The sequence below is a fragment of the Sphingomonas hengshuiensis genome (assembly GCF_000935025.1).
Lineage (GTDB): Bacteria > Pseudomonadota > Alphaproteobacteria > Sphingomonadales > Sphingomonadaceae > Sphingomonas > Sphingomonas hengshuiensis.
This window is the reverse complement of record NZ_CP010836.1, coordinates 4,615,623-4,630,000: the sequence shown is the minus strand read 5'-3', so window position 1 is coordinate 4,630,000 and position 14,378 is coordinate 4,615,623. Positions and strand designations below refer to the sequence as shown.

The 14,378-nt window shown below is 68.4% G+C and carries 11 protein-coding genes (1 of these 11 only partly in view); 4 read left to right on the top strand and 7 right to left on the bottom strand.

Annotated features, from left to right (window positions below; translation table 11 throughout):
* Positions 1-37: the 5' portion of a CBS domain-containing protein gene (locus tag TS85_RS21180; protein WP_044334869.1), read on the bottom strand. It extends 392 nt beyond the left edge of the window; 37 of the gene's 429 nt are visible here — the first part of the coding sequence; the start codon lies at positions 35-37; its stop codon lies beyond the left edge, outside the window.
* Positions 38-104: 67 nt separating this feature from the next.
* Between TS85_RS21180 and TS85_RS21175 the strand changes: the two genes are divergently transcribed.
* A complete protein-coding gene (locus TS85_RS21175; RefSeq protein ID WP_044334867.1) occupies positions 105-404 on the top strand; it encodes a hypothetical protein in 300 nt (99 codons plus the stop codon).
* Here the strand turns inward: TS85_RS21175 and TS85_RS21170 are convergent.
* From TS85_RS21170 to hisS, 6 genes are all read right to left on the bottom strand, one after another.
* On the bottom strand, positions 401-1,957 hold the full coding sequence (locus tag TS85_RS21170) for a DUF4139 domain-containing protein (protein ID WP_044334865.1): 1,557 nt from the start codon (positions 1,955-1,957) through the stop codon (positions 401-403). The genes TS85_RS21175 and TS85_RS21170 overlap by 4 nt on opposite strands.
* 4 nt (positions 1,958-1,961) lie before the next feature.
* On the bottom strand, positions 1,962-3,365 hold the full coding sequence (locus TS85_RS21165; protein WP_044334863.1) for a DUF4139 domain-containing protein: 1,404 nt from the start codon (positions 3,363-3,365) through the stop codon (positions 1,962-1,964).
* 82 nt (positions 3,366-3,447) lie between these two features.
* Positions 3,448-4,377, bottom strand: coding sequence for a DUF4167 domain-containing protein (locus tag TS85_RS21160; RefSeq protein ID WP_044334861.1), 930 nt, complete (start codon positions 4,375-4,377; stop codon positions 3,448-3,450).
* A gap of 254 nt (positions 4,378-4,631) precedes the next feature.
* Positions 4,632-5,486 (bottom strand): peptide chain release factor N(5)-glutamine methyltransferase, encoded by an 855-nt coding sequence (gene prmC, locus TS85_RS21155; RefSeq protein WP_044334859.1) that lies wholly within the window; start codon positions 5,484-5,486, stop codon positions 4,632-4,634.
* Positions 5,479-6,552, bottom strand: coding sequence for a peptide chain release factor 1 (gene prfA / locus TS85_RS21150; RefSeq protein ID WP_044334857.1), 1,074 nt, complete (start codon positions 6,550-6,552; stop codon positions 5,479-5,481). Before prfA ends, prmC begins: the two co-directional genes overlap by 8 nt.
* Before the next feature lie 288 nt (positions 6,553-6,840).
* Positions 6,841-8,082, bottom strand: coding sequence for a histidine--tRNA ligase (gene hisS / locus TS85_RS21145; protein WP_044334855.1), 1,242 nt, complete (start codon positions 8,080-8,082; stop codon positions 6,841-6,843).
* Positions 8,083-8,446: 364 nt separating this feature from the next.
* On the opposite strand from hisS, the gene TS85_RS21140 reads away from it, so the two are divergent.
* From TS85_RS21140 to TS85_RS21130, 3 genes are read left to right on the top strand one after another with little or no spacing between them, the layout of a single operon-like run.
* Complete coding sequence (locus TS85_RS21140; RefSeq protein ID WP_407082127.1) at positions 8,447-9,673, top strand: efflux RND transporter periplasmic adaptor subunit; 1,227 nt, start codon at positions 8,447-8,449, stop codon at positions 9,671-9,673.
* A 6-nt stretch (positions 9,674-9,679) separates the two neighbouring features.
* Complete coding sequence (locus TS85_RS21135; protein WP_044334853.1) at positions 9,680-12,868, top strand: efflux RND transporter permease subunit; 3,189 nt, start codon at positions 9,680-9,682, stop codon at positions 12,866-12,868.
* Complete coding sequence (locus tag TS85_RS21130; RefSeq protein WP_044334852.1) at positions 12,865-14,292, top strand: efflux transporter outer membrane subunit; 1,428 nt, start codon at positions 12,865-12,867, stop codon at positions 14,290-14,292. Before TS85_RS21135 ends, TS85_RS21130 begins: the two co-directional genes overlap by 4 nt.
* Positions 14,293-14,378 lie beyond the last annotated feature (86 nt).

Below are 14,378 nucleotides of genomic sequence, written 5' to 3'. Positions count from 1 at the left end.
CTCCGCCTTTGCCGCCCAGGATTGCCGCGATGGTCATCGCCCGTCTCCTTCTATTTGGGTCTCAGGCGGTTGAGTCTCCCACGAAACGGGGCCAATTGGAAGCCATGGATGGTCCTCGCCACAGCCTCGAAGATCCCGACTACGCCGCTTTCGCCTGGGGAAGGTTCCGGCGCATCCTGTGGTGGATGAGCGGAGTCGCGCTGCTGGCGGCGATCGTGGCGGAGGCGACGCTCTATTGGTCGATGGGCGAGCTGTACCTGGTCACCGCCATCGCCACCTTTTTCGGCGTGTTCCTCACCGTGATGCTCGCCGCCGCGCTGATGGGGCTGATGTTCCTCAGCTCGGGATCGGGGCATGATGCCGAAGTCGAAGATCTGCTGAAGGACGAAGTGGAGATCGACTAACGCCGCCGCTCGACCTTGAGCGCGAAGTCGAGCCGAGCGGTGCCGTTGGCGGGGACGGTTATGCGCCACGTCTTGACGCCCTTGCGCTCGACCAGCTTCGCGCTGGTGCTGGCCAGCATATAGGGAATCGGCAATTCGAAGGTCTCGGGCGTGGCGCGGGCGTTGGTCACCTCGACGGTGAAGGGCTGGCGGCTCGAAGAGCGCGGCTTCGAGATGATGGTGTACCGCACGTCGTTGCTGGTGCCCGTGGCGAATTCGACTTCCTCGCCGATCGCGCGGTCGGCCAGATCGCTTTCGCCGACCAGCAGCGATTCGCCGCCGCCGTCCTCGAACACCGCCACGCCGCCTGCGGGGAGCGGGAGGCCCAGACCCTGCCCTTCGCGGTTCTCGGTGCGCAGGATGCGCTCGGCCTCGACGCTCTCGGGGTCGTCGTCGGCTGCGTCCCCGTAACCCGAAAATTCGCCGACATACACCCGCGCGAACTTCACCTTGCGGCGGTCGATCATCGCCACCTGCTTGCGGCTCTGCGCCGCCACGGTGACGGGTTCGGGGATGCGATAGAGTTTGAGATCGCCCAGATCCTCCTGTTCGGCGACCATGACCGGCACCGGTGCGGCGCTTCTGGCCCGTTGGGCGCTCACGATGATGTCATCCCCTACCATTCCTGCCATCATCGCGGGTGGAGCAGGAGCAGGCGGCGGAGGGGGCGGTCCCCGAACCGTGCTGGTCGTGTCCATCGGCCAGCATTGCAGGTGCAGCTCGGGCGGCATCGCACTCGGCAACGCCGCCGCAGCCTCCTTGTTCGGCGCGCCCGCCACTGCATTGGTGCGCGCATCGGCAAAGCCCTGGCTACCGCCATTGGCGACGGTCAGCCAGGCAAACAGATCGAGCGTCGTGCCATCCTCGGCCACGCGAGCGACATAGTTCGCCGACCAGTCGAAGCCCTGCGCCAGATAGGAAAGCTGTACCGTCACCGTCGCGGGCGCCGCGCTCTCGCTCGTCACCGACAGCGTCGGTTTGGCGGAGAGATCGGCGGGGATGCCGGGATAGACCGGCGCCTCGGGCAGGCCCGAACAGCCCAGCGCCTCCACACCCGCCGCCGTGGTCAGCACCACGCCGCCACCGGGGCCGGACTGAATCACTGCCTCCGCTTCCGTCACCTTGCCCGTCGCGCGATCGGTGCGGCGGATCGTCACGCGGCGCTTCAGATAGGCATCGATCAGCGCGGCGGGCGAGAGCAGCCGGGCGTCGCGATTCTTCTCACCCACCCCGCGCGGAAGGCCGGTGACGATCGCCGTTTCGGGCATCATCCCCTCCGACACGCCGATAAAGCGGATCACCGAAGGACCGGCGGGCAGCGTGATCGTGCGCGTTTCGGTGACGAGTGCATAGCCGCCGGGCCAGCCATTCGCGGGCATGGGCCCCTCGCCACGTTCGGGATCGCGATACAGCGTCACCGATACCGAATCGAGGCGATCCGACTGGACAAGCGTCTGCGCCGTCGCCGGGCGGACGGCGAAGAGCAGCGACAGGGCCAGGGCGATGCGGCGCATCGGATCAGAAGCGCGTATCGAACACTATCGTCACCGACGCCTTGCCATTGGCGGGCACCGGCACTTTCCACTCCATCCGTTCGGCGGAAACCCGCTCGCCCGCAAGGCTTGCCTCGGCAATGCGGACATCGCCCCACAGCCCGCTCTGGGCGAGATCGACGGTCACTTCGGCGGGGCGGGCATTGGTGAAGTCGTAGCGCATCGTCGTCTGCCAGCGCTTGGACGAAAGTCGCTTGCGCTCGACCACGGTCGCGGTGCCCTTCACGTCGAAGGCGTCGCCGGTACGGATCGACATCGCCGACCCCATCGGCGCAGCATCGACGCGGCTCTCGCCGATGAACTGCGGATCGCCGCGCGCGTCGCGCATATAGACGCGGATCGTGCCCGAGGGGAGCTGGTCGCCCAGCCCGCCCTCGCGCGAGGTCGAGAATTTGAGCACCGAAGTCGCGCTACGCGGATCGGCGTTGGTGCCCAGCCAGTAGTTGCTCCACTCATAGGCCTTGCGCGCAGCCGCGCCCTTCACGTCGAGGAAGCTGACCTGCTTCTGCTGGGCATTGGCGATCGTGGTGCGCGCGGCGAGCGGATAGAGATAATAGTCGCCGAGCCGCTCGCGCGTGCCGCTTTCGGTCCCGGCCTGCTCGATCGTCGTGTCACCGAAATCCACTCTCGGCGCACGGGGACCGGCCGTCCTGCCCGCGACCAACAGCACATCGGCGTTGCGGAAATCGGTGCCGGTGCTGTTGGTGAGCGTCACCCAGCCCTGCATGTCGATGCTGCCCTTCGCTTCGTCGAACAACGTCACATAATCGCTGGTCCAGCCGAGCCCAGGCGTCAGATAGGTCAGCGTCGCGGGCACCCGCCCGGCGCGCGCGACCTGGAGCGTGACCGACAGCGTCGGGCGGGCGCGCAGATTCTCGGGCACCTTGTCGAAGATCACGCGCACCGGCAGCCCGTCATCGCGCAGCACTTCGATCCGGTTGCCGATCTGGAGGACGATGCCGCCATTCGCCGCGAGCACCCGCGCCTGTTCGCGCGTCTCGGCGCCCGTGGCGGGATTGGTGCGGACGATCGTGACGACCGAGCCGACCGCCTTTTCCATCAGCTTGCGCGGCGTCAGCAGGTCATAGTCGAAATTCTGTTCGACGATTCCCAGGCCAGGGCCGGACAGCGTCACCGTTTCCGAGCGGATCTGTGCCGATACGTCGGGGAATTCCTGGCGGGTGCGCCCGGCGGTCAGGTCGAGCTGGCGCGTGTCCTGCACCAGCGACTGGCCGTCCTGGTAGATGGTGACGGCGACATCGCCCTGCGCGCTCGCCTCGGGTGCCGGCACGGCGGCGGTCTGGGCGCTAGCAGAGACCGGGAGGGCGGCGACCGGGAGGGCCGCGACCAATAGAGCCGTCCAACGCAAAGCATCCTCCCCCAATGTTCTTGGAGGAGGATGCTAGCAGCTTGGCATTACAACGCTAGGTCACAAATGACCCTTGCCGCGATCAGGCGGCGGGGACGTCCGCGTCGTCGGTGCGCTTGGTCCGGCGGCGGGGCTTTTTAGGGGCCTCTTCCTCGGGTGCGGCAGCCGCTTCGATGCCGAAGGCGGGGGGAAGGATCGCCGCGTCGATGCCGGCATTCCCTTCGGCCTCTGCCGGAGCTTCCTCGCGACGGGTGCGCGGGCGACCGCGGGGGCGCGGGGTGCGCTCCTGGGTTTCCGCACGGGCTTCGCGGACCGGCTCGGCGACGGGCGCTTCGACAGCGGGCGGCGCCGCGACCGGATCGGCAGCAGCAGCGGCGCCGTTCGCGCCATTGCCATTGGCATAGCCGTTGCGGCGCGGCTCGCGGGGTTCGCGCGGCTCACGGCTTTCCCGGGGCTCGCGCTGCTCGCGACCCTCACGCGTGTCGCGCGGCTCGCGGCCCTCACGCGGCTCACGGCCTTCGCGCGGTTCACGAACTTCACTAACCTCGCGCTGTTCGCGATTGTCGCGACCCTCGCGGCGCTGGCCCTGCTGCGGGCGGGGTTCGCGCTGTTCGCGCTGGGGCTGTTGCTGGCGGGGCTGGTCGTCGTTCGCCTCGTCGCCGCGATTGCCGTCGGCTTCGAAGTCGAAATCGTCGTCGCTGTCCAGATCGGTGTTCGGCCGACGGCCCTGGTTCGCGTTCGGATTCTGCTCCTCGAAGCGCGAGCGGGTTTCGCTCAGCACCCGGAAATAATGATCCGCGAACTGGAGATAATATTCGGTGTTGACCCGATCGCCCTGCATCTGCGCGTCGCGGGCGAGGTTCTTGTACTTTTCGAGCAACTGGGCGGCATTGCCGCGTGCGCGATTGTCGATCCGGTTACCATTGCCCTGCTGGCCGGAGCCTCCGCCCTGGCGCTGTTGCTGGCCGCCACGACCGCGACGGCGGCCGTTTGCCTGACGATTGTTGATCAAGGTCTGTGTGTCCTGTCTTACCTAGGCCGTCCGTCGAATCATCGAGGTCCCGGATGCGCGTTACAGTTGCGGGCCACGCCGGCAACGGCGCCTCCCGCTCGCCATGGCCGCCGGACTGCAGCGGCTCACATGACTTTGGAGTGGGCCGTAGCCCTGTAATTCAACAACTTGGTTGAAGTTGCTTTGCCCCGCCGCTGTTCTTAGCCCGGCAAAAGGCAATCTCCAAGAGGAATATGTGCTGTTCACCCAGTCTTTCAAGTCAGCAATATTGCGCGGGGCCGCCCGCCCAGGTCGCGAAACAGCGCTGCCGCTAACCCATGTTGGGATGCAAGTCCCGTAACGGCGTCCGCCTGGGTCCAGCCGATCTCGAGCACCGCCGCCCCACCCGAAGCGAGCAACCGGGGCAGATCGGGGACGATCCGGCGATAGTCGTCGAGCCCGTCGGCGCCGGCGAACAGCGCCGATGCCGGTTCATGGTCGCGCACCTCGGCGGGGAGTTGCTCCCCCGTCCCGATATAGGGCGGATTGGCGAGGATAAGGTCGAACCGCCCCTCGATTTTCGCCGCCCAGTCGCCGGTAGCAAAGGCGGCGCGCGGCGCGAGCCCCAGCGCATCGGCATTGGCGCGGGCATAGCCAAGCGCCGCCTCCGACGCATCGACGCCGATCCCGGTCGCCTGCGGCCACTGGTCGAGCGCGGCGAGCAGCAGCGTGCCGGGCCCAGTGCCGAGATCGAGGATGCGGCGCGGGGCACGGGCACCGAAATGCGCGATGGCCGCCTCGATCAGCGTCTCGCTGTCCGCACGCGGCACCAGCGCGCCGGGACCGACCGCGAGGTCGATCGTCCAGAAGGCGCGGGTGCCGGTGATATAGGCGATGGGCTCGTGGGCGAGGCGACGTTCGAGGAGGGGGGCGAAAGTTTCGGGGACGGGGGCGTCAAGGTGGCGCAGGAGCAGGTCGTTGCGCGTGGTGCCGAGGGCGTGCGCCATCAGCAGCTCGGCATCGAGGCGCGGGGTGGCGGAGAGGGGGGTTAGGGAGGCGGTGGCTGCGGCGAGGGCTGCACGCACTCCCCCTCCCGCAAGCGGGAGGGGAACAAGAAGCGCCTCACCCATCCAGTTGCGCCAGCCGGTCGGCCTCGTCCTGCGAAATCAGCGCGCCGAGCAGCTCCTCCATCTCGCCCTGCAAAATCTCGGGCAGGCGGTGGAGCGTCAGGTTGATGCGGTGGTCGGTCACGCGCCCCTGCGGGAAATTATAGGTGCGGATGCGCTCCGAACGGTCGCCCGATCCGACCATCGATTTGCGCGCGCCCGCGCGCTCGGCGTGGAGCCGCTCGCGCTCCAGCTCGTAGAGGCGGGTCCGCAGCACTTTCAGCGCCTTGGCCTTGTTCTTGTGCTGCGACTTCTCGTCCTGCTGGATCACCACCAGCCCCGAGGGGATGTGGACGATCCGCACCGCGCTGTCGGTGGTGTTGACCGACTGGCCGCCTGGGCCAGACGAGCGATAGATGTCGATGCGCAGGTCCTTGTCGTCGATCTTGACGTCGACTTCCTCGGCCTCGGGCAGCACCGCGACGGTGGCGGCGCTGGTGTGGATGCGCCCGCCCGCCTCGGTCGCGGGGACGCGCTGGACGCGGTGGACGCCGCTTTCGAACTTCAGCTTGGCGAACACGCCCTTGCCCTCGACCGAGGCGATCGCTTCCTTGAACCCGCCCGAATCGGAGGCGGAGGAGGAAATCAGCTCGACGCGCCAGCCCTGCCGCTCGGCATAGCGCTGGTACATGCGGAACAGGTCGCCGGCGAACAAAGCCGCTTCGTCGCCGCCGGTGCCCGCGCGGATTTCGAGCATCGCGGCGCGCTCATCGGCGGCATCGCGGGGGAGCAACGCGAGCGCGAGGCTGCGCTCGGCACGGGGGAGCGCGTTGCGGATCGCGGCGATCTCGTCGCGGGCCATGTCGCGGAGTTCGGGATCGCCGTCGCTCTCCATCCCCTCCAGCGTCTCGACTTCGCTGCGCAGCCGCCGGACTTCACCCGCCGCGACCGCGACCGGCTCCAGCTCGGCATATTCCTTCGACACCTCGACGAAGCGCTCGCCCGACAGGTCGCCGGTCGCCATCATCGCCTGCAACGCATCGCGCCGCGCCTCGATGGCGGCGATGCGATCGGGGGAGATGGAGGTCATAGCGCGCGTCTCTCTCTGTCACCCCGGCCTTGACCCGGGGCCCCGCTATTGCTGGCGGCGGGCGAGAAGAAGCGGGGCCCCGGCTCAAGGCCGGGGTGACGGGGGGGAATCAGGGGCGCGTGCACTGCGTCGCGCCGCGCCTTGGTGGCGACGATGCGGTCGGGAGAAGTGGAGGTCATCGCGCGCGACTCTCTCTGTCACCCCGGGCTTGACCCGGGGCCCCGCTATTGCTGGCGGCAGGCGAGAAGAAGCGGGGCCCCGGCTCAAGGCCGGGGTGACGGGGGGAAGTCATGCGGCGCTGGCGATCAAACGCTGAACGAGGTCTGCATCGACCGCGTCGGGGTGCAGCACGCGCGGGTTGATCGCGGCGGTGCCATCGTGAAGCTGGAACGAGATCGTCATCGCCGGATCAGATTTAAGCGCGCGATCGTAGCGCTTCTTAACGCTGCCCGATGCGAACAATTCAGCGCTGAAGCCCGCACGGCGCACTTGCGCCAGCAAAGCGGTGCTCGCTTGTTCGAAGCCCGCTGCCTCGACCACAATCGCGACCTGCACCTTCTCAACCACCGGCTCGGCCAGCAGCATCCCCAGCCGCTCGACCCCCGCAGCCCAGCCCACGCCCGCCGTCTCCGGCCCGCCGAGACTCCCGATCAGCCCGTCATAGCGCCCACCCGCCAGCACCGTGCCCTGCGCGCCAAGCCGATCCGTCACGAACTCGAACGCGGTGTGCCGGTAATAATCGAGCCCGCGCACCAGCCGCGCGTTGCGCGTCCACGCCACGCCCGCCGCGTCGAGCCCGTCGGTCACAGCCTTGAAGAACGCCGCCGCCTCGTCGGTCAGGAACCCGTCGATCCCCGGCGCGCTGTCGGCGATCGGCCGGTCGCGCGGGTCCTTCGAATCGAGAATCCGCAGCGGGTTCTTTTCCAGCCGCGCGACGCTGTCCTCGCTCAGCTCGCCGCGATGCGCCTCGAAATGCGCGACCAAAGCCGTGCGCCATGCGTCGCGGGTCGCGGCGTCGCCCAACGTGTTGAGCTGGAGCGTCACGCCCTCGGCGATGCCCAGTTCGTGGAGCAGCTGGTCGGCGAGCACCAGCAGCTCGACATCGGCTGCGGGTTCCGGGGCGCCGATGATCTCGGCGTCGATCTGGTGGAACTGGCGATAGCGGCCCTTTTGCGGGCGTTCGTAGCGGAATACCGGGCCGGAGGTTGCCAGCTTCAGCGGCGCATATTGCTGCCAGCCCTCGGTGATATAGGCCCGCGCGATTCCTGCCGTGAATTCGGGACGCAAAGTGATCGAATCGCCGCCGCGATCCTCGAAGCTGTACATCTCCTTCGAGACGACGTCGCTGGTCTCGCCCATGCTGCGGGCGAAGACGTTGGTCGCCTCGAAAATCGGGATTTCGAGTCGCTGGAAGCAATAGAGCCGCCGCACCCGGTCGAATGCGTCGAGAACCGTGGCGAAGCGCCGCTGCTCGTCGCCGAAAATGTCCTGGGTGCCCCGGATACGCTTGGGGGTTTCGATACGTGCCATCGGCGCGGTTTCTAAGGCGTCGCGCGGGGTTTCGCCACTCCCTTTACAATCGGCAGGAAGCCGCCATATCCGCATTATATTTCAATGCATTAGCAGAACGCGATCCGATGCCTCCCCGCCGAATCCCCCTCGCTGCACGCGGCGAAGCCATGGTTCGGCCGCCCCGAGCATCGCGCGCCGAGGCGCAAAATCGCGCATCCTGCCGCATCGGAGGCGGATATAAGCGCAGCCCGCGGGCTGCTCCATGTGTTTCCGGCACATTTCTTTGGTGGAACCGCCGCAACCTGCGGCCTATGAGCGAGTTTCGCCACTCAACCGCGCACCCGTTCCGGGTGCCCAGGAGCGGGTTCGCCAATTGCTTCCGATCATCCCGACCAAGCCCCCCCGCCCGTCCACCCTGCTGATCGGCGCGCTGCTAGCGCTCGCGTCGTGCAGTAGCGGCAACACCGCCGGCGATGCCGCGAAGAAGGGCGGCGCGCCGCGCGGGCCGATCGCGGTCGGCTTTGTCGTGGTCCAGCCGAGCAGCGTGCCGGTGACGACCGAACTGGCGGGGCGCGTCACGGCGTTCGAGATGTCCGAGGTCCGGCCCCAGGTGGTCGGCATCGTCCAGCGCCGGCTGTTCACCGAAGGATCGATCGTCCGCGCCGGGCAGACGCTCTACCAGATCGACCCGAGCCTGTACGAGGCGCAGACCGCGCAGGCACAGGCCAACCTCCAGAGTGCGCGCGCCACCGCAGAGGCGGCGCGCATCCGCGCCGAGCGCTTCAAGCCGCTGGCCGATATGCAGGCCGTGAGCGCGCAGGATTATACCGACGCCGTCGCCACCGCGCGCCAGGCCGAGGCGACGATCGCGCAGACCAGCGCCCAGCTCCAGACGGCGCGGATCAACCTGCGCTTCACCCGCGTCCCCGCCCCGATCACCGGGCGAATCGGGCGATCGCTGGTGACGGTGGGCGCGCTGGTGACGTCGAGCCAGACCGATCCGATGGCGGTGATCCAGCGGCTCGACCCGATCTTCGTCGATATCCAGCAATCGAGCGCCGACATGCTGGCGCTGCGCAAGGCGCTGGCGAAGGACGGCGTCGCGCCGGCCAGCGCGGCGGTGCGGCTCAAGCTGGAGGATGGCAGCGACTATGCGCTGTCGGGGACGGTAGAGTTTTCGGAAGTGATGGTCAGCCAGAGCACGGGCACGGTGACGCTGCGCGCGCGGTTCGACAATCCGCAGGGGCTGTTGCTTCCCGGCATGTTCGTCCGCGCGGCGTTCGCACAGGCAATCGATACCCAGGCGTTCCTGGTGCCGCAGGCCGGGGTGTCGCGCGATCCGCGCGGGGGCGCCACGGTCTATGTCGTCGGGCCGGGCAACCGCGCCGTTGCGCGCACCGTGATCGCCGAGCGCACGATCGGCGCGAACTGGGTAGTGACGCAGGGGCTGGCGCCGGGCGACAAGGTGATCGTCCAGGGCCTGGCCAATGTCCGCCCCGATGCCGAGCTTCGCCCGGTCCCCGCCACGACGCCGCAGCGGATCGAGGCGCCCAAGGACGGCGCGGGCAAGGCTGGCGGTGCCGGCGCACCCCAGGCCAAAGGCGGCTGATCGCCCATGTCGCGCATTTTCATCGATCGCCCGATCTTTGCATGGGTGATCGCGATCATCGTGATGCTGATGGGGCTGGCGGCGATCTTCTCGCTGCCGATCGCGCAATATCCCGATGTCGCGCCGCCGCAGGTCAACGTCCGCGCCAGCTATCCCGGCGCGTCGGCGGAGACCGTGCAGAACAGCGTCACCCAGGTGATCGAGCAACAGCTCACCGGGATCGACGGGCTGCTCTATTTCAGCTCCTCGTCGACCTCGCGCGGGCAGGTGACGATCTCGGCGACGTTCGAAAAGGGCACCGATCCCGATATCGCGCAGGTCCAGGTCCAGAACCAGGTCCAGCAGGCGCTGTCGCGGCTCCCCGCGCAGGTCCAGCAGCAGGGGCTGCGCGTCACCAAGTCCAACCCCGATTTCCTGCTGCTCGTCGGCGTCTATGACGAGACCGACAAGCGCACCAACCAGGACGTGTCGGACTGGCTGGCGTCGAACCTCCAGGACCAGCTGGCGCGGATCGAGGGGGTGGGCGACACCAATGTGTTCGGCGCGCCCTATGCGATGCGGATCTGGCTGAACCCCGATCGGCTGGCGAGCTATTCGCTGATGCCGAGCGACGTCATCTCGGCGATCACCGCGCAGAATACCGAAGTCGCCGCCGGCGAGATCGGCGGCCAGCCGCAGCCGCGCGAGCAGATGCTCAACGCGACGGTGACCGCGCAATCGCGGCTCCAGACGCCCGAGCAATTCCGCAAGATCATCCTCAAGACGCAGACCAGCGGCGCGACGGTGCGGCTGTCCGATGTCGCGCGGGTCGAGCTGGGCGCGGAGAATTACAACACGGTCAGCCGGGTCAACGGCCATCCGGGCGCCGGGCTTGCGGTGTCGACCGCGCCGGGTGCCGACGCGCTCAAGACCGCCGAGCTGGTCAAGGCGAAGGTCGAGGAAATCGCCCGCACCTTCCCGCCGGGCTTCAAATTCGCGTACGCCAACGACACGACCGCGTTCATCAAGCTGTCGATCGACGAAGTGGTCAAGACGCTGATCGAGGCGATCGTGCTGGTCGTGATCGTGATGTTCGTGTTCCTCCAGAGTTGGCGCGCGACGCTGATCCCCACGATCGCCGTGCCGGTGGTGCTGCTCGGTACGTTCGGCGTGTTCTATGCGCTGGGCTTCTCGATCAACACGCTGACGCTGTTCGGGCTGGTGCTGGCGATCGGATTGCTGGTCGACGACGCGATCGTCGTGGTCGAGAATGTCGAGCGGCTGCTCGAAGAGAATCCGGGGATGACCCCGCGCGAAGCCACGATCAAGTCGATGGAGCAGATCCAGGTCGCGCTGGTCGCGATCGCGCTGGTGCTGTCGGCGGTGTTCCTGCCGATGGCGTTCTTCGGCGGATCGACGGGGGTGATCTATCGCCAATTCTCGGTGACGATGGTCTCGGCGATGGTGCTGTCGGTGTTCGTCGCGCTGATCCTCAGCCCGGCGCTGACGGCCACGCTGCTCAAGCCCAAGCATGAAGCGGCGCAGGACGGCTGGGCCAAGCGGCGCTTCCCGCGGACCGCGCATTTCTTCAAGCGCGCGGGCGAGCGCTTCAATTCGGGGTTCGAAAAGGGCGTCGAACGCTATGCGCGCGCGGTCACCATGGTGGTCGACCGCAAATGGCTGTTCCTGCTGATCTATGCCGGCGTCGTCGCGCTGCTGGTGGTGATGTTCACGCGGCTGCCGACCGGCTTCCTGCCGACCGAGGACCAGGGCGCGGCGCAGCTCCAGTTCCGCCTGCCCTCGGGCGCGACTCAGGGCCGCGCGATCGAGGTTCAGCTCGCGCTCGAGCGTTATTTCCGCGAGCAGGAAGCCAAGAACGTCAGTACGATGTTCGTCGCGGCGGGCGGCGGCGGCGGCGTCGCCGGGCAGAATAGCGGCCAGGGCTTCCTCAACTTCGCGCCGTGGGACGAGCGCAAGGGCCGCGAGAACAGCGCCGACGCGATCGTCGGGCGCGCGTCCGCCGCCTTCCGCAACTTCCGCGACGCGCAGGTCTTCGCGCTGGTTCCTGGCGCGATCCGCGGGCTGGGCCAGTCGAACGGCTTCACGATGGAACTGCAAAACGCCAGCGGCATGTCGCAGGCGGAATTCGGCAAGGCGCGCGACCGGCTGCTGGAAATGGCGGCACGCGATTCGGCGCTCACTGCGGTCCGGCTCAGCGACCTTCCCGACGTCGCGACGTTGCAGGTCGATATCGACCAGGAAAAGCTCGCCGCACTCGGGCTGTCGCCGAGCGACGTCAACGCGACGCTGTCGACCGCCTGGGGCGGACGCTACGTCAACGACTTCATCGATCGCGGCCGCGTCAAGCGCGTCTATGTCCAGGGCGACGCCCAGTTCCGCGCGTCGCCGGCCAATATCGACGAATGGTTCGTCCGCACCAGCACCGGGACGATGGCGCCCTTCTCGTCCTTCGCGCAGACCAGCTGGGCGACCGCGCCGACCAGCCTGTCGCGGTTCCAGGGCGTCCCCGCGTTCGAAATCCAGGGTCAGGCGGCGCCGGGCACCAGCTCGGGCGAGGCGATGAACCGGATGGAGGCGCTCGCGGCGCAGATCCCGGGGACCACCGTGGCCTGGGCGGGCCTGTCGTACCAGGAGCGGTTGTCGTCGGGGCAGGCGCCGCTGCTCTACGCGGTGTCGCTGCTCGTCGTGTTCCTGTGCCTCGCGGCGCTGTACGAAAGCTGGTCGATCCCGATCGCGGTGCTGCTGATCATCCCGCTCGGGCTGGTCGGCGCGATCTTTGCGGTCACGCTGCGGGGCTTGCAGAACGACGTCTATCTCCAGATCGGGCTGCTGACGACGATGGGGCTGGCGGCGAAGAATGCGATCCTGATGATCGAGTTCGCCGAGCGCGCCGAGCGCGAGGGCAAGCGCGTGATCGATGCCGCGATCGAGGCGGCGCGCATCCGGCTGCGCCCGATCCTGATGACCAGCCTCGCCTTCATCTTCGGCGTGCTGCCGCTCGCGATCTCGACCGGGGCGGGCGCGAACAGCCGAATCGCGATCGGCACCGCGGTGATCGGCGGCATGCTGACCGCGACGATCCTGGCGATCTTCTACATCCCGCTGTTCTTCGTGCTCGTCCGGCGCGGCGTGCGCGACGGGCTCAAGGCGGTTCGCGGGCGGCTCCATCGACCCAAGCCGGAGGCGTCGGCATGAAGCGCCTCGCCCCCCTGCTGATCGGCGCGGCGCTGGGCGCCTGCTCGATGGCACCCGCCGATATTCGGCCCGAGGCGCCGGTGCCCCCGTCCTGGCCAGTCGGCGACGCCTATCTCGCGCGGAGCGAGGCGGCGCTGCCCAGCGTTACCTATCGCGACATTTTCCGCGACGCGCGGCTCCAGGCGCTGGTCGACCGCGCGCTGGCCAATAATCGCGACCTGCGCATCGCCGCCGCCAATATCCGCGCCGCGCGCGCGCAATATCGCATCCAGCGGGCCAATCGCTTCCCCAATGTGGCGACGGGCGCGAGCGTGACCGAACTGGGCGGTACCGGCACGGGCGCCCGCACCTTCACCGCGCGCAGCAGCTTTGCCGCCGACATCGCTATCACCGGGTTCGAACTGGACCTGTTCGGCCGCGTCGCATCGCTCACCCGCGCCGAGCAGAACCGCTATTTCGCGACCGAGGCCGGCGCGCGCGCGACGCGCCTGACGCTGATTGGCGACATTGCCGACGCCTGGCTGGCGCATGCCGCCGATGCAAGCCTGCTCGCAATCGCGCGCGACACCGCCGCGAGCGCCGAGAACAGCGTGCGGCTGACCCGCGCGCGGCTCGAAGGCGGCATCGCCCCGCGCACCGACCTGCGCCAGGCCGAACAGGTTCTGGAGGGCGCGCGCGCCGATGTCGCCGAACAGACCACCGCGCTGGCGCAGGACGCCAATGCGCTCCAGCTGCTGCTCGGCGCGACGGTCGACCCCGCGCTATTGCCCGGATCGATCGACGATGCCGCGCCGACGATCGCCGAGCTGCCCGCCGGGCTCGATTCGGGGGTGCTGCTCCGCCGCCCCGATGTGGTCCAGGCCGAATATACGCTGCGCGCCGCCAATGCCGAGATCGGCGCCGCGCGCGCCGCTTTGTTCCCGCGCATCTCGCTGACCGGGCTGGTCGGGCTGGCCAGCGGTGCGCTGACGGGGTTGTTCAACGGCGACGGGTTCAACTGGTCGGCGGGCGCCAATGGCGATTACACGATCTTCAACGCCGGTGCGGGCCGGGCCGGCGTAGAGGCAAGCCGGGCGCAGCGCGACGCCGCGGTCGCAAGCTATGAGCGCGCGATCCAGACGGCGTTCCGCGATGTCGCCGATGCGCTGGCGCGGCGCGGCACGATCGACGAGCAACTGCGCGCCACCCGCGCCCAGGCGGATGCCGCCGCCGATACCTATCGCCTGGCCGAGGCACGCTATCGCGGCGGGATCGACACCTTCCTCGCGAGCCTCGACGCGCAACGCTCGCTTTACTCGGCGCAACAGAGCCTCGTGCTGACCCGGCTGACCGAGGCCAGCAACCGCGTTACGCTGTATCGCGCGCTGGGCGGGGACGCGCTGGTTGCCGCTTCACCCGCTGGACCCGAGCCCGCGGCGGACTGACGCAACGCGCGAAAAGTCCGGGTAAATCGGCTTGCGCAACCCCGCCTGTCCGTCCGATAGGAGCGGCGCAGAGCGGGTCGTGCCGC

Bases quoted from the DNA above. Each gene is read 5' to 3' on its own strand.
- TS85_RS21175 (WP_044334867.1), top strand. From the start codon at position 105: ATGGATGGTCCTCGCCACAGCCTCGAAGATCCCGACTACGCCGCTTTC.
- TS85_RS21170 (WP_044334865.1), bottom strand. From the start codon at position 1,957: ATGCGCCGCATCGCCCTGGCCCTGTCGCTGCTCTTCGCCGTCCGCCCG.
- prmC (WP_044334859.1), bottom strand. From the start codon at position 5,486: ATGGGTGAGGCGCTTCTTGTTCCCCTCCCGCTTGCGGGAGGGGGAGTG.
- prfA (WP_044334857.1), bottom strand. From the start codon at position 6,552: ATGACCTCCATCTCCCCCGATCGCATCGCCGCCATCGAGGCGCGGCGC.
- hisS (WP_044334855.1), bottom strand. From the start codon at position 8,082: ATGGCACGTATCGAAACCCCCAAGCGTATCCGGGGCACCCAGGACATT.
- TS85_RS21135 (WP_044334853.1), top strand. From the start codon at position 9,680: ATGTCGCGCATTTTCATCGATCGCCCGATCTTTGCATGGGTGATCGCG.
- TS85_RS21130 (WP_044334852.1), top strand. From the start codon at position 12,865: ATGAAGCGCCTCGCCCCCCTGCTGATCGGCGCGGCGCTGGGCGCCTGC.